General features: G+C 72.9%; 25 protein-coding genes. 15 read left to right on the top strand and 10 right to left on the bottom strand.

Annotated elements, in window-relative coordinates; all coding sequences use genetic code 11:
- Positions 1–30 precede the first annotated feature (30 nt).
- On the top strand, positions 31–312 hold the full coding sequence (locus tag AB0J88_RS10520; protein ID WP_364346273.1) for a DUF2087 domain-containing protein: 282 nt from the start codon (positions 31–33) through the stop codon (positions 310–312).
- Here AB0J88_RS10520 and AB0J88_RS10515 read toward each other — a convergent pair.
- Positions 297–1,502 carry a sigma-70 family RNA polymerase sigma factor gene (locus AB0J88_RS10515; RefSeq protein WP_364346275.1) on the bottom strand — a complete coding sequence of 402 codons (1,206 nt, stop codon included), beginning with the start codon at positions 1,500–1,502 and terminating at the stop codon, positions 297–299. The genes AB0J88_RS10520 and AB0J88_RS10515 overlap by 16 nt on opposite strands.
- A gap of 49 nt (positions 1,503–1,551) precedes the next feature.
- Here AB0J88_RS10515 and AB0J88_RS10510 point away from each other — a divergent pair, with 49 nt between their 5' ends.
- Genes AB0J88_RS10510 through AB0J88_RS10490 form a run of 5 tightly spaced genes read left to right on the top strand, consistent with a single transcriptional unit; the run spans position 1,552 to position 5,150 of the window.
- A complete protein-coding gene (locus AB0J88_RS10510) occupies positions 1,552–2,346 on the top strand; it encodes an alpha/beta hydrolase (protein ID WP_364346277.1) in 795 nt (264 codons plus the stop codon).
- On the top strand, positions 2,333–3,316 hold the full coding sequence (locus AB0J88_RS10505) for a hypothetical protein (protein ID WP_364346279.1): 984 nt from the start codon (positions 2,333–2,335) through the stop codon (positions 3,314–3,316). The genes AB0J88_RS10510 and AB0J88_RS10505 overlap by 14 nt, the downstream gene beginning before the upstream one ends.
- 35 nt (positions 3,317–3,351) lie before the next feature.
- Positions 3,352–4,302 carry a pyridoxal-phosphate dependent enzyme gene (locus AB0J88_RS10500; RefSeq protein ID WP_364346281.1) on the top strand — a complete coding sequence of 317 codons (951 nt, stop codon included), beginning with the start codon at positions 3,352–3,354 and terminating at the stop codon, positions 4,300–4,302.
- Positions 4,303–4,359: 57 nt separating this feature from the next.
- On the top strand, positions 4,360–4,710 hold the full coding sequence (locus tag AB0J88_RS10495) for a helix-turn-helix transcriptional regulator (protein WP_364347509.1): 351 nt from the start codon (positions 4,360–4,362) through the stop codon (positions 4,708–4,710).
- 23 nt (positions 4,711–4,733) lie between these two features.
- A complete protein-coding gene (locus tag AB0J88_RS10490) occupies positions 4,734–5,150 on the top strand; it encodes a VOC family protein (protein WP_364346283.1) in 417 nt (138 codons plus the stop codon).
- Here the strand turns inward: AB0J88_RS10490 and AB0J88_RS10485 are convergent.
- Genes AB0J88_RS10485 through AB0J88_RS10475 form a run of 3 tightly spaced genes read right to left on the bottom strand, consistent with a single transcriptional unit; the run spans position 5,128 to position 7,252 of the window.
- A complete protein-coding gene (locus tag AB0J88_RS10485; protein WP_364347512.1) occupies positions 5,128–6,273 on the bottom strand; it encodes a DUF6596 domain-containing protein in 1,146 nt (381 codons plus the stop codon). The two genes, AB0J88_RS10490 and AB0J88_RS10485, sit on opposite strands and share 23 nt — an antisense overlap.
- A gap of 2 nt (positions 6,274–6,275) precedes the next feature.
- Positions 6,276–6,683: a YciI family protein gene (locus AB0J88_RS10480; RefSeq protein WP_364346285.1), complete on the bottom strand. Its 408-nt coding sequence runs from the start codon at positions 6,681–6,683 to the stop codon at positions 6,276–6,278.
- Between the two features lie 44 nt (positions 6,684–6,727).
- Positions 6,728–7,252: a pyridoxamine 5'-phosphate oxidase family protein gene (locus AB0J88_RS10475; protein ID WP_364346287.1), complete on the bottom strand. Its 525-nt coding sequence runs from the start codon at positions 7,250–7,252 to the stop codon at positions 6,728–6,730.
- A 238-nt stretch (positions 7,253–7,490) separates the two neighbouring features.
- On the opposite strand from AB0J88_RS10475, the gene AB0J88_RS10470 reads away from it, so the two are divergent.
- Entirely contained in the window at positions 7,491–8,024 is a 534-nt protein-coding gene (locus AB0J88_RS10470; protein WP_364346289.1) for an ATP-binding protein, read from the top strand.
- A 232-nt stretch (positions 8,025–8,256) separates the two neighbouring features.
- On the opposite strand, the gene AB0J88_RS10465 is transcribed toward AB0J88_RS10470, so the two are convergent.
- On the bottom strand, positions 8,257–9,195 hold the full coding sequence (locus tag AB0J88_RS10465) for an NAD(P)/FAD-dependent oxidoreductase (RefSeq protein WP_364346290.1): 939 nt from the start codon (positions 9,193–9,195) through the stop codon (positions 8,257–8,259).
- Positions 9,196–9,263: 68 nt separating this feature from the next.
- Here AB0J88_RS10465 and AB0J88_RS10460 point away from each other — a divergent pair, with 68 nt between their 5' ends.
- On the top strand, positions 9,264–9,845 hold the full coding sequence (locus AB0J88_RS10460; RefSeq protein ID WP_364346292.1) for an XRE family transcriptional regulator: 582 nt from the start codon (positions 9,264–9,266) through the stop codon (positions 9,843–9,845).
- On the opposite strand, the gene AB0J88_RS10455 is transcribed toward AB0J88_RS10460, so the two are convergent.
- On the bottom strand, positions 9,820–10,230 hold the full coding sequence (locus AB0J88_RS10455; RefSeq protein ID WP_364346294.1) for a DUF2000 domain-containing protein: 411 nt from the start codon (positions 10,228–10,230) through the stop codon (positions 9,820–9,822). The two genes, AB0J88_RS10460 and AB0J88_RS10455, sit on opposite strands and share 26 nt — an antisense overlap.
- Positions 10,231–10,280: 50 nt before the next feature.
- Here AB0J88_RS10455 and AB0J88_RS10450 point away from each other — a divergent pair, with 50 nt between their 5' ends.
- Both AB0J88_RS10450 and AB0J88_RS10445 read left to right on the top strand, forming a co-directional pair.
- Positions 10,281–11,105 carry an AraC family transcriptional regulator gene (locus AB0J88_RS10450; RefSeq protein ID WP_364346295.1) on the top strand — a complete coding sequence of 275 codons (825 nt, stop codon included), beginning with the start codon at positions 10,281–10,283 and terminating at the stop codon, positions 11,103–11,105.
- A gap of 3 nt (positions 11,106–11,108) precedes the next feature.
- The gene (locus tag AB0J88_RS10445; protein WP_364347515.1) at positions 11,109–12,077 is read left to right on the top strand and encodes a tyrosine-type recombinase/integrase; all 969 of its coding nucleotides are present in this window, start codon (positions 11,109–11,111) and stop codon (positions 12,075–12,077) included.
- A 342-nt stretch (positions 12,078–12,419) separates the two neighbouring features.
- On the opposite strand, the gene AB0J88_RS10440 is transcribed toward AB0J88_RS10445, so the two are convergent.
- Entirely contained in the window at positions 12,420–13,595 is a 1,176-nt protein-coding gene (locus AB0J88_RS10440; RefSeq protein ID WP_364346297.1) for a winged helix DNA-binding domain-containing protein, read from the bottom strand.
- 87 nt (positions 13,596–13,682) lie between these two features.
- Here AB0J88_RS10440 and AB0J88_RS10435 point away from each other — a divergent pair, with 87 nt between their 5' ends.
- Both AB0J88_RS10435 and AB0J88_RS10430 read left to right on the top strand, forming a co-directional pair.
- Positions 13,683–14,264, top strand: coding sequence for a helix-turn-helix domain-containing protein (locus tag AB0J88_RS10435; protein WP_364346299.1), 582 nt, complete (start codon positions 13,683–13,685; stop codon positions 14,262–14,264).
- Positions 14,261–15,508, top strand: coding sequence for an MFS transporter (locus AB0J88_RS10430; protein WP_364346301.1), 1,248 nt, complete (start codon positions 14,261–14,263; stop codon positions 15,506–15,508). The genes AB0J88_RS10435 and AB0J88_RS10430 overlap by 4 nt, the downstream gene beginning before the upstream one ends.
- On the opposite strand, the gene AB0J88_RS10425 is transcribed toward AB0J88_RS10430, so the two are convergent.
- The 3 genes from AB0J88_RS10425 to AB0J88_RS10415 all read right to left on the bottom strand — a co-directional run bounded on the left by AB0J88_RS10425 (position 15,497) and on the right by AB0J88_RS10415 (position 17,107).
- The gene (locus AB0J88_RS10425; RefSeq protein ID WP_364346302.1) at positions 15,497–15,817 is read right to left on the bottom strand and encodes a MerR family transcriptional regulator; all 321 of its coding nucleotides are present in this window, start codon (positions 15,815–15,817) and stop codon (positions 15,497–15,499) included. The genes AB0J88_RS10430 and AB0J88_RS10425 overlap by 12 nt on opposite strands.
- A 61-nt stretch (positions 15,818–15,878) precedes the next feature.
- Positions 15,879–16,310 (bottom strand): HSP20 family small heat-shock protein, encoded by a 432-nt coding sequence (locus tag AB0J88_RS10420; RefSeq protein WP_364346304.1) that lies wholly within the window; start codon positions 16,308–16,310, stop codon positions 15,879–15,881.
- Between the two features lie 92 nt (positions 16,311–16,402).
- On the bottom strand, positions 16,403–17,107 hold the full coding sequence (locus AB0J88_RS10415) for a TioE family transcriptional regulator (RefSeq protein WP_364346306.1): 705 nt from the start codon (positions 17,105–17,107) through the stop codon (positions 16,403–16,405).
- A 61-nt stretch (positions 17,108–17,168) separates the two neighbouring features.
- Between AB0J88_RS10415 and AB0J88_RS10410 the strand changes: the two genes are divergently transcribed.
- From AB0J88_RS10410 to AB0J88_RS10400, 3 genes are read left to right on the top strand one after another with little or no spacing between them, the layout of a single operon-like run.
- Complete coding sequence (locus AB0J88_RS10410; protein ID WP_364346308.1) at positions 17,169–18,281, top strand: erythromycin esterase family protein; 1,113 nt, start codon at positions 17,169–17,171, stop codon at positions 18,279–18,281.
- Between the two features lie 51 nt (positions 18,282–18,332).
- Positions 18,333–18,899, top strand: a complete 567-nt coding sequence (locus tag AB0J88_RS10405; RefSeq protein WP_364346310.1) for a sigma-70 family RNA polymerase sigma factor — start codon at positions 18,333–18,335, stop codon at positions 18,897–18,899.
- Entirely contained in the window at positions 18,896–19,873 is a 978-nt protein-coding gene (locus AB0J88_RS10400) for a zf-HC2 domain-containing protein (RefSeq protein ID WP_364346312.1), read from the top strand. The genes AB0J88_RS10405 and AB0J88_RS10400 overlap by 4 nt, the downstream gene beginning before the upstream one ends.
- Positions 19,874–19,887: the final 14 nt, after the last annotated feature.

Raw genomic sequence — 19,887 nt, 5'->3', positions numbered from 1 at the left:
GCGCCCGTGGGGCGCGGATAGGTTGGCGTGATGGACCTCGATCAGCGCCGCGAGCGGATCCTGTCCGCGTTCCTCCGCGACGGCCGGCTCACGTCGATCCCGGCCCGCGCCGGCAAGCGCCAGGTCGTGCTCGAGCACATCGTCACCGTGTTCGAGCCGGGCGTGAAGTTCCGGGAGAAAGAGGTCGACGCGGCCCTGCGGGCGTTCTACGAGCCCGACTGGGTCTCGCTGCGCCGCCACCTGATCGACACCGGGCTGATGGCCCGCGCGGACGGGCTCTACTGGCGCACCGGCGGCTACGTCGAGATCTGAGCCGCCCGCGCCGTCAGATAGGCGCGCTCGGGCTCGCTGAGCGTCTGCCGGGCCGCCTGCTCGTAGGCGACCTTCGCGGCGGTCACGTCGCCGGCCTGCTCCAGCAGATGTGCGCGCACCGCCGCCACCCGGTGGTGACCGGCCAGGGCCGGCTCGGCGGCCGCCAGGGCGGAAAGGCCCGCGTCCGGCCCCTGCACCATCGCCACCGCGACCACCCGGTTCAGCGTCACCATCGGCCCCGGTGCGATCCGCTCCAGGGCGTCGTACAGGCCGAGGATCTGCCGCCAGTCGGTGTCGGCGGCGGTGGCGGCCTCGTCGTGCACGGCCGCGATCGCCGCCTGGAGCTGGTAGGGGCCGACGGTCGTCCGCGTCAGCGCCGCGCTGACCAGGTCGACACCCTCGGCGATCGCGGCCCGGTCCCAGCGGCCCCGGTCCTGCTCGGCCAGGGGCACCAGCGCGCCGTCGGGGCGGGTGCGGGCCGGGCGGCGGGCATCGGTGAGCAGCATCAGCGCCAGCAGGCCGGCCACCTCGCCGTCGTGGGGCAGCCGGGCGTGCAGCTGGCGGACCAGGCGGATCGCCTCGGCGCTGAGCTCCACGCGGTGCAGGTGCTCGCCGGAGCTGGCCGTGTAGCCCTCGTTGAAGACCAGATAGAGCACCTGGAGTACGGCGGCCAGCCGCGCCGGCAGTTCCTCGGCCGGCGGCAGCGTGAACCGCGCCCCCGCCGCCCGGATCTTCTGCTTCGCGCGGCTGATCCGCTGCGCCACCGTCGCCTCCGGGACCAGCAGCGCCCGGGCGATCTCGGCCGTGGTCAACCCGCCGACGGCCCGCAACGTCAACGCGACCTGCGAGGCCGGGGTCAGCGCCGGGTGGCAGCAGAGCAGCAGCAGGGTCAGCGTGTCGTCGGCGGCCGGCGCCGGGGCGGCCGCGGGCGCGTCCAGGCGGGTCGCCGTGCGCTCCCGCCGCTCGCGGGCGCTGTCCCGCCGCCACCCCGCGATCCGCGCCCGGGACGCCACCGTGATCAACCAGCCGCGCGGGTTGTCGGGCATGCCGTTGACCGGCCACTGCGTCGCGGCGGCCACCAGGGCCTCCTGCACCGCGTCCTCGCCCGCGTCGAAGTCGCCGTACTGGCGCACCACCGCGGCCAGGACCTGCGGTGCGAGGTCCCGCAGCAGCGGTTCGAGGTCGGCCACCGCCCGATTCTCGCTCGCGCGCAGCCCGCCGCGGGGGCACACTGCCGGCGTGACTGAGATACCGAGGTTCCTGCGCCCGTTCGTCGCCCCGCATCCCGACCTGCCCCCACCGGTCGCGGTCGCCGGCAACCTCGACCTCTACCTGCCCGACGGTCCCGGGCCGCACCCGGTCGTCCTGCTCGTGCACGGCGGGCCGATCCCCGACGACCTCGACGTGCCGCCGCGGGGGTGGCCGGTCAAGCACGGCTACGCGGCCCTGCTGCGCGCCGCCGGCGTCGCCGCGGCCGTGGTCGACCACCGGTTGCACGTGGTCGACGGCACCGTCGACGCGGTCACCGCCGCCGCCGACGTCGCCACCGCGACCGACGCGCTGCGCGCCCACCCCGACGTCGACGGCGACCGGGTCGTCTACTGGGTGTTCTCGGGTGGCGGGCTGATGTCCGCCGACTGGCTCCGGGCGCGACCGGCGTGGCTGCGGGCGATCTTCCTCAGCTACCCGCTGCTGGCCTCACCGGCGCCGCACCTGCCGCCGGAGGACCGGCTGGCCATCGACCCGCGGTTCGCGCCGATCGACGCCGTCGCCGAGGCCGGCGCCGCCGCACCACCGATCGTGCTGACCCGCTGCGGCCAGGAACGGGCGCTGCTGGCCCGGTTCGTCGAGGAGTTCGTCGCCGCCGCGGCCGCCGCCCCGCTGGAGATCATCGACGTGCCCGACGGTCAGCACGCGTTCGACGTCCTCGACGACACCGACCAGTCCCGGGACGCCCTGGCCAGGGCCGTCGCCCGTGCGGCCGAGGTCCTCGACGAGAAGGTGATTTACGATCCGGAACGTGCCACCCGCTGAACCGCTCGTCGTCGACGACTCCGCCGCCTCGCCCGACCTCGCCGCCCTGCGGAGGGCCCTCGACGTCCGCGACTGGGACGCCGCGACCGGCGTGCTGGCGGGGCCGCGCACCGACGGCCGCACGATGCTGATCCGCTGGGCCGCCAGGGACGCCGACCTCGACTTCCTGCGCAAGGTCCACGAGAGCGACCCGTTCGACAGCACCGCCGGCGCCATGCTCGGCGAGCGCCTCGTGCTCGACGCGTGGGCGATCCGCAGCACCCGGCGGGCGCGGCACGTGTCCCAGGCGCAGTTCGACGCCTTCCACGCCGGGCTGAACGAGGCGGAGGAGGTCCTGGCCGCGACCGCGGTCCACGACCCGGCCGACCCCGCGGTCTGGACGTCCCGGCTCAAGACCGCCCGCGGCCTGGAGCTGGGCGAGGCCGAGACCCGTCGCCGGTACGCGGCCCTCGCGGCGATCGACCCGCACCACACCAGCGGCCAGTGGCAGATGCTGCAGCGGCTGTGCCCGAAGTGGGGCGGCACGCTGGACGCGATGCACGCGTTCGCGCGCGAGTGCATGCTGGCCGCGCCAGAGGGCGGGCACGCCGGGTTCCTCGTCGCCGACGCGTACCTGGAGGAGGTCGGTGACCTGCCGGACGCGGCCGCGCAGTCGCGCTTCCTCGGCCAGCGGTCCGTGCGGGCGGCGCTGCGTGAGGCGGCCGCGCGCTCCGTGCTGCATCCGTCGTTCCCGCGTACGCCCGGCTGGGTCCAGGTCGCGGGCACGTTCGGCATGATCCTGACGTACGCCGGCGAGCTCGACCTGGCCCATCGGAGCTTCCAGCTCGTCGGGCCGTGGGTCTCGGCGTACCCGTGGGGCGGGACGGCCGACCCGGTCGGCTACTTCCGGCGGATCCGGGGCGAGTCGGCGACCGGCCGGCAGCGCGCCGCCGCGGCCCTGCGCCGGGCGCTGGGGCGGCCACCGCGCTGAGTCGTCCTGTCGGACCTGATGCGAGAATCGCCCGCGTGAGAGCTCCCACCTTCGACGACGTCCGTGCCGCCGCCGACCGGATCGCCGGGGTCGCGCACCGCACCCCCGTCGTGCGGTCCCGCACCTTGGACGCGCGCGCCGGCGCGCAGGTGTTCCTCAAGTGCGAAAACCTGCAGCGGATCGGCGCGTTCAAGTTCCGGGGCGCCTACAACGCGGTGTCGCGGCTGTCCGACGAGCAGCTCTCCCGCGGCATCGCCGCTTACTCGTCGGGCAACCACGCCCAGGCCGTCGCCCTCGCGGCGCGCGAGCGGGGCAGCACCGCGGTGATCCTCATGCCGGCCGACACCCCCGAGTCCAAGCGCGCGGCCGTCGCCGGCTACGGGGCGGAGATCCACACCTACGACCGCTACACCGGCGACCGGGTCGCGCTCGGCGAGGCCCTCGCGGCGTCGCGAGGGCTGGCACTGATCCCGCCCTACGAGCACCCCGACGTGATCGCCGGCCAGGGCACCGCGGCCCTCGAACTGCTCGACGAGGTCGGCGAGCTCGACGTGGTCGTGGCGCCGGTCGGCGGTGGTGGGCTGATCGCCGGCACGTCGACCGCCGTCAAGGGCCTGCGACCCGGCATCCGGGTCGTCGGTGTCGAGCCCGTCGACGGCGACGACACCCGCCGGTCCCTCGCGGCCGGCGAGCGCGTCCGCATCCCGGTGCCGCACACGATCGCCGACGGGCAGGCCGCCGACATCCCCGGCGAGCTCACCTTCTCGATCAACCGCCGGCTCGTCGACGAGATCGTCCTCGTCACCGACGACCAGATCCTCGACGCGATGCGGTTCGCCTTCGACCGCCTCAAGATCGTGCTCGAGCCCAGCGGGGCGACCGGCCTGGCCGCCGTGCTGACCGGGCAGCTCAGCGGCCGGGTCGGGGTGATCCTGTCCGGCGGCAACATCGACACCGCGCGGTTCGCGAAACTGCTGGCCGGCTGAGATGGTGGAGCGGTGAACCTGGAAGACCTGGTCCGGCTGCGCCGTGCCCGCGACGCGATGGACCGCGACTACGCCGAGCCGCTCGACGTGCCGTCGCTGGCCCGGGGTGCCCTGATGTCACCGGGCCACTTCTCGCGCAGCTTCCGGTCGGCGTTCGGCGAGACGCCGTACAGCTATCTGATGACCCGCCGGATCGAGCGGGCCAAGGCGCTGCTGCGGCGCGGCGACCTGTCCGTGACCGAGGTCTGCTTCGCGGTCGGCTGCACGTCGCTAGGGTCGTTCAGCACCCGGTTCACCGAGCTCGTGGGCGAGAGCCCGAGCGCCTACCGGGCGCGCAGCCACGACGACGGCGCTGCCATCCCACCGTGCGTCGCCAAGATCTACACCCGACCGGTCAGGCACGGATAACCGCGCGCACTAGCCTGAGCGGCATGGCCATCTCGCTTTCCACCTGCTTCATCGCGGTCGACGACTTCGACAAGGCGATCGCGTTCTACCGCGACGTGCTCGGCATGGAGGTCCGCAACGACGTGGGCTTCGAGGGCATGCGCTGGGTGACCGTCGGCTCGCCGGAGCAGCCGGGAGTGGACATCGTCCTCGAACCGCCCCTGGCCGACCCGAACGCCTCGCAGGCGGACAGACAGAACATGGCCGAGCTGCTCGCCAAGGGGCTGCTGCGCGGCGTCATCTTCACCACCGACGACGTCGACGGCACGTTCGAGCGGATCCGGGCCGCCGGCGGCGAGGTGCTCCAGGAGCCGATGGACCAGCCGTACGGGGTGCGCGACTGCGCCTTCCGCGACCCGTCCGGGAACATGCTGCGGTTCAACCAGCCCCGCAAGAGTTGAGGCGGGCCGCCTGGCGGGTGAGGTGGTCCCGCTCGGCGAGGTTCGGCGCTGACCGGGCCGCCTCGGCGTAGAGCCTGGCTGCGGCCGCCAGGTCGCCGGCGCGCTCCCGCAGGTACGCCTCCGCGGCCGTGTAGCGGGGCAGGGCCGGGTCGAGCCGCGCCAGCGCGGCCAGCCCGGCCTGGGCGCCGTCGGCCTCGCCGACCGCGACGGCCCGGTTCAGCCGGGCCACCGGGTTGTCGGTCAGGAGCAGCAGCTCGTCGTACCACTCGACGATCTGCACCCAATCGGTCTCGTCGGCCGCCTGCGCGTCGGCGTGCAGCGCGGCGATCGCGGCCTGGGCCTGGAACTCGCCGAGCCGGTCACGGGCGAGGGCCGCCTGGAGCACCGCGACACCCTCGGCGATGAGCGCGGTGTCCCACTTGCTCCTGTCCTGCTCGGCGAGCGGCACCAGCGCTCCGTCCGGCCTCTGCCTAGCCGGACGCCGGGCATGGTGCAACAGCATCAGCGCGAGCAGGCCGGCGACCTCCTCGTGGTCGATCGCCGCCGCGAGCTGGCGGGTCAGCCGGATCGCCTCGGCGGCCAGGTCGACGTCGCCGGAGTAGCCCTCGTTGAAGACCAGGTACAGCACGCGCAGCACGGTCGCGACGTCGCCCGGCTCGTTCAGCCGTACCTCGGAGACGGTCTTCTTGGCACGGCTGATCCGCTGGGCCATCGTCGCTTCCGGCACCAGGTAGGCCTGGGCGATCTGCCGTGTGGTCAGGCCGCCGACCGCCCGTAACGTCAGCGCCACGGCCGAGGCCGGGGTCAGCGACGGGTGCGCGCACAGGAAGTAGAGCTGGAGGGTGTCGTCGGCGGTCTCGGCCGGGCCGGGTGCCGGTTCGCTGTCGACGCGTTCCTCCCGGTGCCGGCGCGACGCGTCCGCGCGGGCGGCGTCGAGGAACTTGCGCCAGGCCACGGTGACCAGCCAGCCCTTGGGGTCGCGGGGCGGGTCGTCGGGCCAGACGCGGACCGCCTCGACCAGTGCGTCCTGGACGGCGTCCTCGGCCGCCGCGAAGTCCGCTCCGCGACGGCCGAGGATCCCGATCACCGTGGGGGTGAGGGTCCGCAGCAGGGACTCGTCCACGCTCACTCGGTGATGGTCGGCGGCTGGGTCAGAAACGGTCGCACCTCGAGCCACTCGTGGATCGGCTTGCCGCCGGCACCGGGAGCGGCGGACAGCTCCGCGGCCACCTCGAGCGCCCGCTCGTATGAGTCGACGTCGACCACCGACCAGCCGGCGATGAGGTCCTTCGTCTCCGCGAAGGGGCCGTCGGTCACCGGCGGCTTGCCCTCGCCGTCGTAGCGGACGAACGTGCCTTCGGGGGACAGCGCGTAGTGCTCGACGAACTCGCCGGTCTCCTCCAGGCGCTTGCCCCAGTCGACCATGTACTGGATGTGGTTCGAGATCTCTTCCGGCGTCCACTGGTCCATCGGCACGTCGTTGACCCCCTTCGGGGCGCCCCGGTAGTGCTTGAGGAACAGGTACTTGGCCATCTGTGTACTCCTCGGTCGTCGTACGGCCCCATTCTGGCCGTGTTCTAGCTCGGGGACGAAGCCGCCTGGCGGTTCTCGACACTCTTGCGCTCCCGTTTGCGGACCAGTTCCTCGACCGCGCTCGGCAGGGTCGTCTCGAAGTCGATCAGCTTGGCCCAGGTCGGTGTCACGACGATCCGGACCATGCTCTCGTAGAGCGAGCGGACCTCGGCCTCCCAGTGGACCCGCTGCTCGGCCGTCATCTGGAGGGCGCCGTTCAGCTGGAGGTACTCGTCGGGAATGCCCTCGACGACGTCGAGCTCGGCGCGGCCCCGGATGAGCAGGATCTTCGGCGGGTGCACCTCGGTGTCGACGGTGAGCGCGACGGCGGGGTTGGCCCGCAGGGCGTGCAGCTTGGGGGCGTTCGTGCTGGTGCACATGACGATCTGCGCGCCGTTCCAGGTGAAGCCGATCGGGATGGTGCGCGGGGTGCCGTCCTTGGCGACGTAGGCCAGGCGGGCCAGGTCGCGGTCGAGCAGCTCTCGGCTGAGCGGTCGGTTCAGAACCTCGGTGACCTCGGTGCGTTCCACTGCTCGTTCCTCCTCGGACGGTGCGCGACACGCTCTGGCCGCGTTCAGTTCGGGGACGGAGCAGCGGGGTCGTTCTCGACATCAGCTCTGCCAGGATCACCGGATTACTGTTACCGGTAATCCGGTAATCCCCAGAGGCTCCTGTGGCGCGTGAAAGCTGTTACACCATAATGACCGTTATGGTGTAACGTCCGGAAACCCGGTTGTCCCCGCTCGGACACTGCGGTGTTCTTGGCTCGTGACCACGCTTGTCCTGACCGTCGGCCTGCCGGGCACGGGGAAGACGACCCTGGCGAAGCGGCTCGCGGCGGAGCGCCGCGTCCTGCGGCTCACGCCCGACGAGTGGATGGCGCCGCTGTTCCACCACAACGACGCCGACGGTCGCCGCGACATTCTCGAAGGACGCATGATCTGGACCGCGTACGAGGTGCTGCGCAGCGGTGCCGGGGTCATCCTGGACTTCGGTTGCTGGTCGCCGGAGGAGCGCTACGCGATCCGGTCGATCGCGTCCCTTGCGGGTGCGCGGTTCGAGCTGCGCTACCTGGAGCTTTCCGAGGCGGAACGCCGGGCGCGGGCCGGGCGCCGCTGGGACGAGGAGCCAGGGTCCACGTTCGCGATGACCGACGACGACCACGACCGGTTCCTGGCGCTGTTCCAGCCGCCGTCGCGCGACGAGCTCGCCTACGGGCCGCTGCCGGCCCCGCCGCCGGGCTTCGAGACCTGGCCGCAGTGGGCCAGCGAGCGGTGGCCGACCCTGCCGGACCTCTCATGACCTACACCGCTCTGCTGGCCCGCGCGGAGGTGGACCTGGTGTCGCCGGCCGAGGTGGGCGGGTCCGCCCCTACAACAAGTACCTGCGCTGGGAGCTCGAGCACCATCCGCTGCCGGAGCCGTGGACGTTCGACCGCCTCGTCGCGCCTGCCTCGACGCAGTTCACCGACCTGGAGCGGCTCGCCCGGGCGCGCGGCTACGGCGACGTCTTCGACGCCTGGGAAGACCTGGATTTACTGCGCTGAAGGCCGGCGGGTCGCGGCGTGGGCGTCGGCCATGACCAGGTCGGCGTTGATCATCGCGCCCGCGTTGAGTCCCGCGGCCGCGCTGACGATGACCTGGGCGCGTAGGTCCGTGACGTTGCCGGCCACCCAGACGCCGGGCACCGAGGTGGCGCCGTTCGCGTCGGCCTTGACCGCTGTGCCGACCTCGATGTCGCCCATCAGCACCGGGCCGGTCTCGACGCCGAGGTCCGTCAGCAGGTCGGAGCGTGCCGTCATCCGGGTCGGCGCCACCCACACGTCGGGGGTCAGGGTCGTGCCGCCGGCCAGGTGGGCCGTGCGGTCCGGGTCGACGGCCGTGATCCGGTCGTCGACGACCGTGATGCCGCGGGCGGCCAACAGTTCGGCGTCCTGGCCGGTGGGGGCCGGCTGGCCGTGGAGGACGACCGTGACGTCGGCGCTCCACTGCCGCCACAGCAGCGCCGGGTGGGCGACGGCGGCCGTCGTCGCGATGATGCCGATCGCCTGGTCGCGGACCTCCCAACCGTGGCAGTACGGGCAGTGCAGCACGTCGCTGCCGAGGCGTCCGGCCAACCCCGGGATGTCGGGCAGCTCGTCGGCCAGGCCCGTGGTCACCAGCAGCCGCCGCGCCTTGAAGGTGCGGCCGTCGTCGAGGGTGACGGTGAAGCTGTCGCCTGTCGCCTTCGCGCCGGTGGCCGTACCCGTGGCGAAGCTGGCCCCGTAGCCCTCCACCTCGGCGCGGCCGGCGGCGAGCAGCTCCGCCGGCGGCGTGCCGTCCCGGGTGAGGAAGTTGTGCACGTGGCCCGCGGCCGCGTTGCGCGGCGTGCCGTTGTCGACGACCAGCACGCTGCGCCGCGCGCGGGCCAGGGTGAGTGCGCCGGCGAGCCCCGCGGGACCCCCGCCGACGATGACGACGTCATAGGTTTCCATGGCCTCGACGCTCCCGCATGCCCCCGGAAAGTGGCAACATTCGTTGCCGCTCTGGCAAATTCTGGAGCATGGACCCGAAAACGGTGGGCGAACGGCTGCGCGCGTTGCGCAAACAGCGCGGCGCCACCCTCGCGGAGCTGTCGGAGGAGACCGGCATCTCGGTCAGCACCTTGTCGCGGCTCGAGTCCGGCGGCCGCCGCCCGACCCTGGAGCTGTTGCTGCCGCTGGCCCGCGCCCACCAGGTGCCGCTCGACGAGCTCGTCGGCGCGCCCGAGACCGGCGACCCGCGCGTGCACGCCCGCCCGATCCGCCGGGGCGCGGTCACGTTCCTGCCGCTGAGCCGGCGGCCGGGCGGGATGCAGTCGTTCAAAATGATCATCCCGCCCCGGCACGAGCCGCACACCGACCTGAAACGGCACGAGGGGTACGAGTGGTTCTACGTCCTGTCCGGCCGCGTCCGGCTCCGGCTCGGCGACCACGACCTGACGCTGGTGGAGGGCGAGGTGGCCGAGTTCGACACGCGTACGCCGCACGCCATCAGCAACCCCTTCGACGAGCCGGCCGAGGTGCTGACCTTGTTCGGGCCGCAGGGGGAACGGATGCACGTACGGGCGCGAACCGGCTCTAAGGATGCAGGTTCGCGCCTTTGAAGACCTTGTCGACGTCGGCGCGTGGGCCGAAGACCGCGATGCCGACCAGGTCGAGCTTGTCGGCGTGGACGGCCGCCACCGCCTCCCGGTTGTCGGCGTCGTTGCCGGTGGCGAACAGGTCCGCGGTGAAGACCGCCGGGGTCAAGCCGCGGCGCAGCGCCCGTTCGCGGGCCGCGGTGAGCAGCGCGGCGTCGCCGGCGAAGACCATCACCGGTTGGCGGAACATCGGCAGGTACGGGGTGCCGTCGGCGTCCGCGTACGGCTGGCCGATGGTCTCCGGTCGGGTGCCGGCGATCCCGCTGACCAGAAACGCGGTCACGTTGAGCCGCTGCCAGGTGGCCAGGTCGTCCCGGAGCAGCACGGCGATCTTCGTTGCGAACCTCATGCGGCCCAGCGTGCCTGGGTCCGCACGCGCCGGTCTTGTACGTTCCTGACATGGAAGGCCAGCGGCTGCGCGCCTGGCGACCGGACGTCCCCGGGGTCGCCGAGGTGCTGCACGCCCGGTTCGTGACGCACGCCTACCCGTCGCACACCCACGACGCCTGGACGCTGCTGGTCGTCGACGACGGCGCGATCCGCTACGACCTGGACCGGCACGGGCACGGCGCGGTCGCCGACCAGGTAACCCTGTTGCCGCCGCACGTGCCGCACGATGGGCGCGCCGCGACGCCCAGCGGCTTCGTCAAGCGGGTCGTCTACCTCGACGCCGACGTGGTGGGTCGGGAGCTGACCGGCGCGGCGGTCGACCATCCGGCGCTGGCCGATCCGCCGCTGCGTCGCCGGGTGGCCGAGCTGCACGGGGTCCTCGACGGCGGCGCCGGTGAGGAGCTGCACGCGGAGAGCCGGCTGGCGCTGGTGGTGGACCGGATCCGCGACCATCTGGGCGCCCCGCATCCGGCGGCTTCGGTGCCGCCGCGGCGGCTCGCCCGGGAGCTGCGCGAACTGCTCGACGCGCACGTGACGAGCGGACTGACCCTGGAGGCCGCGGCGGTGCGGCTCGGTGCGCATCCGACCCATCTGGTCCGCGCGTTCACGGCGGCGTTCGGGCTGCCGCCGCACGCGTACCTGGTCGGCCGCCGCGTCGACCGCGCCCGCGCGTTGTTGCTCGCGGGCCAGCCCGCGGCGTCGGTGGCGGCCGCGGCCGGCTTCTACGACCAGGCGCACCTGACGCGTACGTTCCGTCGCTACCTCGGCACCACTCCGGCGAAGTTCGCGGGCGGGTCGGCGCGCCGCGCGGCCGGGCGCGGACCGGCTGGCTAGCGTCTGCGCGTGACCTCGCTCGTGCCGGCCAGCCGCGGTGTGCCGGCGCCGCGCTCCGGCGCGGGCGAGTTCACTGACGCGTGGCTCGCCAACCGGCGCCTGTCGGTGCACACCCGGGCCGCCTACAAGCGCGATGTCGGCCGGTGGTTGGCCTGGTGCGGCGACCACGGCGTCGACCCGCTGGCGGCGACGTTCCTGGACGTCAACGCCTACGCCCGCGAGGTCGAGGAAACCGCCGCCCCGACCACGGTCGCCCGCAAGATGTCGGCGCTGTCGAGCTGGTACGACTTCCTCGTCAAACTCCGCGCACTCGACGCCAACCCGGTCTCGGGAGCGGACCGCCCGCGCGTCGACCGCGACCACTCGGCCACGGTCGGCCTGGCGCCCGAGGAGGTCGACGCGCTGTTGCGGGCGGCCGCCGCCGCGACCGGACCGACCGCCGCCCGGACCCGGGCCGCCCTGGCTCTGCTCGCCGACCTCGGGCTGCGGGTGGGCGAGCTGGTCTCGCTCGACGTCGCCGACCTGGGGGAGGAGCGCGGCCATCGCAGCATCCGCTTCACGGGCAAGGGCGGCAAGCACCGCCGGCGGGCACTGACTCCGGGCACGGCCGCCGCCGTCGACACGTACCTGGCCACGCGCGCGGCTGCGGCGGGTTGCCAGCCAGCCGACCTGACGGGGCCGCTGCTGGCCACCGCGTCCGGTGGTCGGCTGGACCGGCACGCGGTCTTCCGCCTGGTCCGCAAGGTCGCCCGGGACGCGGGCATCCCGGCTGCGGACCGCCTGTCGCCGCACTCACTGCGCCACGCGTTCGCGACCACGGCCCGGGCCGAGGGTGTGGCGCTGGAGGACGTGCAGGACGCGATGGGGCACGCGGACCCGCGCACGACCCGTCGCTACGACCGCGACCGCCACAACCTGGACCGCGACCCGGCCTACGCGATCTGGGCCGCCCGCGCTCGCCGCACCCCATAGCCCTTGGGACACCGGCACACTGGCCGGCCTACTGAAGCGTCCAAGGGCATCTCCTTCGTGCCGACAGCCCTCGCATCCGATCTCGGCGTCTCAATAGCCGCGAGTGCCAGGCCGCGGCCCGGCCGGCTGCTTCTGCCAGCGGCGGAGAACGCATGTCCGATCCAGACGACCCATGATCAGCGCCTGCGGCGCCGGACGTTTACCGACGACCTGACCGACCCCAACGCAGTGATGGCGCTTTTGCCGACAGCGCGTCCGGATGCCCGGACCAGCTCGTCAGCACCCCCGACAGGTCAGGGCCGCGGGGCCGTGGCGGCGCCCGCGGCGGGTGCCAGGTCCGAGCTAGGCCGACAGCTCCCGTTCCAGTGGCGTGCGGAACTTGGGTTTGACCCGGGCGTCGCCGAGCCAGTCCTCCAGTTCGGACGCCGCCGTCGCGATGCGTTTCTTGGTGCCTGCCGGCACCTCTTCGAGTAGTCGGTGCACGATCTTGCCCTCTGGGCGCTGTGACCAGCCGCCGACCACCCGGCCGTCGACCCACACCGTCGGGCCGGGGTTGCCCGAGCGGTCGAACAGGGCCGGTGCGTGCGGCCCGAGGTACCACTCGCGGCCGACCCAACCCATGATCGTCGGGTCGAGGGCCGGTAGGAGGGCCACCCAGGGGTCAGGCGCCGCGACGGGAGCGACGTCGTCGGCCAGCACCACACCGACCGTGCCGTCCTCGAGGGTCACCTCAGCCAGGTCGAGGCCGGCCAGTGCGGCCTTGACCTGGGCGCCCGTCCAGCCCGCCCACCACTTGAGGTCGGCCGGGGTCGCCGGGCCGAACCGGGCCAGCCATAGTCGCGCCAGCTCGGTGCGGGCCGTCGCCGCGTCGTGCCGGTGCAGGCCGCCCTCGACCCACGCGGACGCGGGCGCCCACTCGTATTGCGTGGACAGCCACGACCCGCGCGGCCGCCCACGGACGATCAGGCCTTGCATGGACAGCAGGTTGAGCACGCGCGAGGTGATCGCCGGGGCGGCACCGTAGGGCTTGTCCTCGTCGATCGACAGCTGGGTGCGCAGCCGGGGCTCGTCGGCCGACAGCTGCGCTGCGGTGGCCGAGCCGCGGGCCGTCAGCGCCGCCAACGTGCTCTGCTCGACGTCGCGTAGCCATGGGTCACCGCCCTCGTGGCCGGCCTCGGCCAGGTGCTTGAGCAGCAGCTTGCGCTGCACCACCGCGATCGCGTCGGTGCAGGCGGCCTGCACGATCGGCGCGTGCTCGACCGGCGCGACGAACATCGTGCGCCGCATGCCGAGCATCCGGATCAGCGTGCGGTCGGCGTACAACGCCTGCTCCAGGTCTTTGATGACCGGCGCGTGCAGCCGCGCCGCGGCACCCAGGTAGACGGTGGCCGCGTCGGTGGCGTGCAGCACGACGAGGTCGCGGGTGACCTCGACCGGGTCGTGGGCGGGCGGACCCCCCAGGCGGTGGCGGATGCCGAGGCGCGCCCGGCGCTCGGCGTTGTCCATGCGTCGCGTCACGGCAGGAATCGTCGCACGACCCACCGACAAACCGGAGATGCAAAGGAACGCTTGCAAAGACTTCTTGGCAAAGATACCTTTGCATACATGATAGAGCGCGAAGTCCACGTCGACACCACGACGCTGCGCGGACTCGCGCACCCCCTGCGGGTGCGCATCCTCGGCCTGCTGCGCGAGAGCGGGCCGGCGACGGCGACGATGCTCGCCGAGCGGCTGGGCCAGTCGAGCGGCGCGACCAGCTATCACCTGCGGATCCTGGCCACCTATGGCTTCGTGGTCGACGACCCCGAGCGCAACGTCGGCCGCGAGCGCTGGTGGAAGGCCGCGCACCGCACCACCCGCCTCCAGATCGACCCGGAGTTGCCGTCTCCCGAGGCCGAGGGCTACCTGCGCGCGGTCGCCGCGCAATACGCCGACCAGACCGTTCGGTTCCTCGACGAGATGGCGTCGCTGCCGCCGCGGTGGCGCGACCCGTTCACGATCAGCGACTGGCGGCTGCGGCTCACCCAGGCCGAGGCGATGGAGCTCAACGAGGCGATCTTCGCGCTGGCGGAGAGCTACCGCCGGGACGACCCCGACGTCGAGCACCCCGACGACGCGGAGAAGGTCATGCTCCAGGTGCACATCCTGCCGTTCCCGGCGGCGGCCGCGGGGGAGGAGGAGCGATGAGGCGCGCGCTGGTCGCCCTCCTGACCGCCGACACCATCTCGGCCGTCGGCACGCGGATGAGCGCGCTCGCGCTGCCCTGGTTCGTCCTGGTCACCACCGGCTCACCGACCCGCGCCGGGATCGTGGCCTTCGTCGAGATGCTCCCGTACGTCCTCGCGGCCGCGGCCGGCGGCCCACTGATCGACCGCATCGGCGGGCGCGTCTTCAGCATCGGCGCCGACGCGATCAGCGCAGTGGCCATCGCCGCGATCCCGCTCTTCCACGAGCAGATCGGCTTCACCGAACTGCTGGTGATCGTCGGCATCGCCGGCGGCCTGCGCGGCTTCGGCGACACCGCCAAGGAGGCGATCTTCCCCCGCGTCGCGCGGGCGTCTGGCATGGAGATGACCCGCGCCGCCGGGCTCCAAGACGGCCTGCACCGCCTCGCCACCCTGCTCGGCGCCCCGGCCGGCGGTGCGCTGATCGCGGTGCTCGACGCGCCGACGGTCCTCCTCTTCGACGCGGCGACCTTCGCGTTGTCGGCTGTCCTCGTGCTGCTGCTGGTCCGGGTCCCACCAGCCGAGGCGCCGGTCGAGGAGGAGTCGTACCTCACGTCACTGCGGGCCGGCATCGCGTTCGTGCGGCGGGACCGACTGGCCGGCGCGATCTTCGTGATGATGTTCGCCACCAACATGTTCGACGCCGCGTACCAGTCGGTGCTGTTGCCGATGTGGGCGACGCTCGTGGGTTCATCCGTCGTGCTCGGCCTGGCCAGCGCGTCGTTCGCGTTGGCGGCGGTGCTGGGCAACATCGTCTTCACCGCGTACGCGCCGCGGGCACCGCGCTGGGCCCTGTTCACCGTCGGGTTCCTCGTCGGTGGCGCACCGCGCTTCCTGGCGACCGGCTTCAGCGACGAGACCTGGCTGCTGTACGCGGTGTCGTTCGCCGCCGGCCTCGGCCTCGCCGCGATCAACCCGATCCTCGGCGCGGTCCTCTACGAGCGGGTGCCGCCGCACATGATGGGCCGGGTCCAGGGCGTGGGAACCGCCGTGGGCTGGGCCGGCATCCCACTCGGCGGGCTGCTGGGCGGCGCTGTGGCCGGGGCGGTCGGCGTACACGCAGCCTTGATCGGAACGGGTGTGCTCTATCTGGTTGTCACGCTGTTGCCACTTTTCCGCCCGGTCTGGCGGGAGCTCGACGTGCGGCCCGAGCCTTCGATGCCCGCGCCGAGGAACGCCCCGGCCGAGACGGCGTCACTCACCTAGCCGGCGCCGGAGGACCTCGATCATGGTGTTGGCCGCCGCGAGCTGGTACTCCAGGCTGACGATCCGGACGGCCGCGTCCAGCCGCATGCCGTCGTCGACGAGATGTCGGGCACGGTCCGCGCGCTGCAGGTCGTGGCGGCTGTAGCGACGGTGGCCGCCGCCGGACCGGTGCGCCTCGAACAGACCGGCCGTCTCGACGGCCCGCAGGAACGACGGTGTCACGCCCAGTGCGTCGGCGGCGGCGCCCATCGCGTACGCCGGATAGCCCGCGTCATCGAGTGCGCCGGCTCCCGGGACGTTGTCGACCATGGTCTCCTCCTGCCGACGGACCCGCCGAAAGCGCCGGCGGGTCCGTCCGTCGTGGCGGATCTCAGGCGTGGGCGCCCTCGATGACCTTGTGGTCGGCGCCGGCGCGGGTCACCTCGATGCGGCGCGGCTTGGCCCGTTCGGCGACCGGGATGGTCAGGGTCAGCACACCGTCGCTGTAGTCGGCCCGGATGGCGTCGACATCGAGACCCTCACCCAGCACGAGCTGGCGCCGGTAGCTGCCGGACTGCCGTTCCGAGACCAGGTAGGTCGCGTCTTCCGGGTCGTGGCGGCGGCGTTCGGCCTGCACGGTCAGCGTGTTGTTCTCGGCGGAGACGTCGAGCGACTCGGCGTCGATGCCCGGCATGTCGAAGCGGACGACGAAGCTGTCACCGGTGCGCAGGCAGTCCATCGGCATCAGCGACGGGGTCCGCGCCGCGCCCAGCACCTCGCTGGCGAGCCGGTCGAAGTCACGGAACGGGTCGAAACGCATCATGATCAGCACACCTCCCAGGTGGAGTATGGGTTGCTCAGGCCAGAGAACATGTCCCTGGCGACGCGTAAATTCTATACCCGACGCCGTAGATTTCAACCCCTACCGGCAAGGTAACGATCCAGCGCGGCGGCGCCGGTGAGCATGGCCCGGGCCCTGGCATCCAGGCGGCCGCGCCAGTCCCGCAGCATCGACTCGAGCGGTGCGACCCCGCCGGCCGCACGGACCTGGTCGATCAGCGGCGCGATCTGTTCCAGGGGGTAGCCGCCTCGGCGGAGCTGATGGGCCAGCAGCGCGTCGCGTACGTCCGCCGCCGCGTAGACCCGGTAGCCCGTCCGCTGGTCCCGGCGCGGCCGGACCACGCCGGCCCGTTCCCAGGTGCGCAGGGTCGCCGGGCGGATGCCGAGCCGCCGCGCCAACGGACCGACGAAGGTGCTGCCGCGCTCGGGCGGCAGCGGCGCGAGGTCGCCCAGCGCGTATTCGACCGCCCGCAGGGTGCGGCGGTCGTCGAGCAGCTCGGCGTGGCTCTGGTCGACGAGCGCGAGCGCGTCCTCCGTCTCGTACCCGTTGACCGCTCGCATGATCGACGTGGCCCGCTGGTGGCCGTGTCCCGGCACGAGCGCGACGAACGCGGCCAGGGCCTTCGCGTGCGCCGCCGTGTAGGTGCGGTAGCCGTGCGGGGTGCGCACCGCGGACGGAAGGATGCCGGCGGCCTCGTAGTTGCGGATCGCCTGCGTGGAGAGCCCGTGCTCGCGCGCGAGGTCGACCGGCCTCAGACGCTCTTTAAGCTTTTGCGGCACCGTACACCTGGCCATGGCGGAGAAAGTCTCAATCGACGCTTCAACGATACTGTTGAGAGGCATGACCGCTCTCCGCATCCTGCTTCCTACCCGGCCGCGCGTGCTGGGTCTCGGCGAGCCGACCCACGGCGAGGACGCCCTGCTCGACGTACGCAACGAGATCTTCCGATCGCTCGTCGACGACGGATATCTGACGATCGCGATCGAGAGCGACTGCCTGATGGGGCTGGTCGTGGACGACTACGTGACCGGCGGGCGGGGTTCCCTCGACCACGTCATGGAGCACGGGTTCAGCCATGGTTGGGGTGCGGCCGCCGGCAACCGCGAGCTCGTGCGCTGGATGCGCGCCTACAACGAGGGCCGTCCCGCCGCCGACCAGGTGCGCTTCGCCGGCTTCGACGGACCCCTGGAGATCCCCAGTGCCGCGAGCCCGCGGCAGGCACTCACCGCCGTTCACGCGCACCTCGCGACCTCCGTGGACGCGGACCTCCTGCCCTGCACCGCGGAGACGCTGGACCGGCTCCTCGGCGCCGACGAGCAGTGGACGAACCCCGCGGCGATGATGGACCCGGCCGCGTCGGTGGGGCGCACGGACGCCGCTGTCCAGCTGCGGTTGCTGGCCGACGACCTGGTGACGCTGCTGGACGAGCAGACGCCGGTGATGTCGGATCTGGCTCGCCTCTACGGCCGTACCGCCGTGGGATTGCTCCGTTACCACTCCTGGATGGCCGATTCGTCCCCTGGCCGGCTGGCGCGGCTCACCGCCGTGCGGGACGCGATGATGGCCGCGAACCTGTTCGCCGTCGCGGAGCGTGGACCCGTTTTCGTCCACGCCCACAACAGCCACCTCCAGCGCGACCAGAGCTCCATGCGGATGGGTGGCCAGCTCGTGCGGTGGTGGAGCGCGGGGGCGATCGTGAGCGCCCGGCTGGGCGCCGACTACGCCTTCGTGGCCACCGCGGTTGGCACGATCCGGCGGCGCGGTGTGGAGGTGCCACCCTCGGACACGATCGAGGGCCAGATGTACGCGGGTCCGGACTCCGTCAGCCTCGTGTCCCCTCGGTCGCTGCCCGGCGGTCTCGCGCCGCGGGTGTCGCCCTGGTTCGGCTACGCGGCCCTGGATCCGGCCCAGCTGGCCGCGATCGACGGCATCGTGTTCGTCAAGGATCTGTAATCGCCGCCACAGGCGGTGAACCTTCTTGCGGCCCGGTGGTACCCACAAACGATGGACGGGTCCGACGAGGCGTTGGTGCGCCGAGTGGCGGGCGGTGACGAGCAGGCTTTGGAGCTGCTCTACGCCCGCCACGCGGCGGTGCTGCTGCGCTACGCGGTCCAGCTGACGGCCGACCGGGGGCAGGCGGAGGAGGCGCTACAGGACACATTCGTCGGCGTGTGGCAGGGCGCGGCGGCCCGGTTCGCGGGCGGGTCGACCGTGCGCACGTGGCTGTTCGGCATCTGCCGCCGCCAGGCCGGCAAACGCACCCGTTCCCTGCCACCACCGTCCCTGCCGTTGGAGGCGGCCGCGTCGGTGGCGAGTGCCCTGCCCACACCCGACGAGACAGCCCTGGCCAGAGCCGACGTCGCCGCGGTCGGCGGGGCACTGGCCCGGTTGCCGCTGGGTCATCGCGAGGTGCTCCACCTGACGTTCGTCGCCGAACTGCCGATGGCCGAGATCGCCACGCTGCTCGACATCCCGCTCGGCACGGTCAAGAGCCGCCTGTTCCACGCCCGCGCCGCCCTGGCCAGGGCCTTACCCGTCGACCAGCTCATCGCGAAGGAGGCCGGCCGATGAACCATCCCGTCGACCAGCTACCGGCGTACGCGGCCGGCACCCTCCCGCCGCCACAGGCGGCGGAGATCGCCGACCACCTACGTGGTTGCCCTTCCTGCCGCACCGACGCGACGTCGTGGTCCAGGTTGGCAACGGGGGTACGCACGGCGACCCTCACCGCAACCCCGCAGGACCCACCCCCGTTCGCGGCGGTCAGCGCGAGGCTGTCGTCGGTCACGTCACCGTCCGAGGCGGCCGAGTCGGTGCTGGAGGTGTCGGCGTCGAGGTGGTCGGGCGCCAGCGCCGGGGCTGTGCCGCGCTGCGTTCCGGCGGCCGCGCGGGCGGGCCGGTCGGTGGCGTCGGTGCGGATCGCGTGGGGGTTGCTGGCGCGGCAGGTTCGGCTGATCGGGTGGCGGGTGTGGGCGATCGCGCTGGTGGTGATCGCGGCCGCGGCCGGTTACGCCGCCTCGGCCCCGCCCGGCCGGGCCGGTGATCTGCTCGCGCTGGTCGTACCCTTGGTGGCAGCGGTCTCGGTAGCCGCCGCGTGCAGCGCCGACGGCGAGGCTGCGGAGCTCGTCCGGGCCACGCCCACGTCGACGCGCGTACTCGTGCTGGCTCGCCTCACCCTCGTTCTCGCGGTGACCGTCGGCATCGGCACGGCCGCCTCGATAGGCATCGCCCTGCCGCGTGGCGACCTGGTGCTCACCGAGCTTTTCCTGAACTGGTTCGGGCCGCTGGTGCCGTTGTCCGCGATGAGCTTCGCCCTGGCCGTGCTCTGGCGCTACGAGGCCGGCATCACGGTGGTGATGGCGTGCTGGGTGCTGCGGCTGCTGGCACCGACCTCGATCCTCGACCACGGCGTCGCGCCGATCCTCGACGCGCTGTGGCGGCCGAGCCTGCCACTGCTGCTCGGCGCGGTCGCGGTCGCGCTCGCGGCCGTCGCCTTCGCGCCGCTCGCCGGCCGCCACCACAAAATTCCCGCCGTCCTCTCATGAACCTTCCGCCCACG

It is taken from the genome of Asanoa sp. NPDC049475 (assembly GCF_040676915.1).
Classification (GTDB): domain Bacteria; phylum Actinomycetota; class Actinomycetes; order Mycobacteriales; family Micromonosporaceae; genus Asanoa.
The sequence above is the reverse complement of the archived record's forward strand: the minus strand, read 5'-3'. Positions and strand labels throughout refer to the sequence as shown.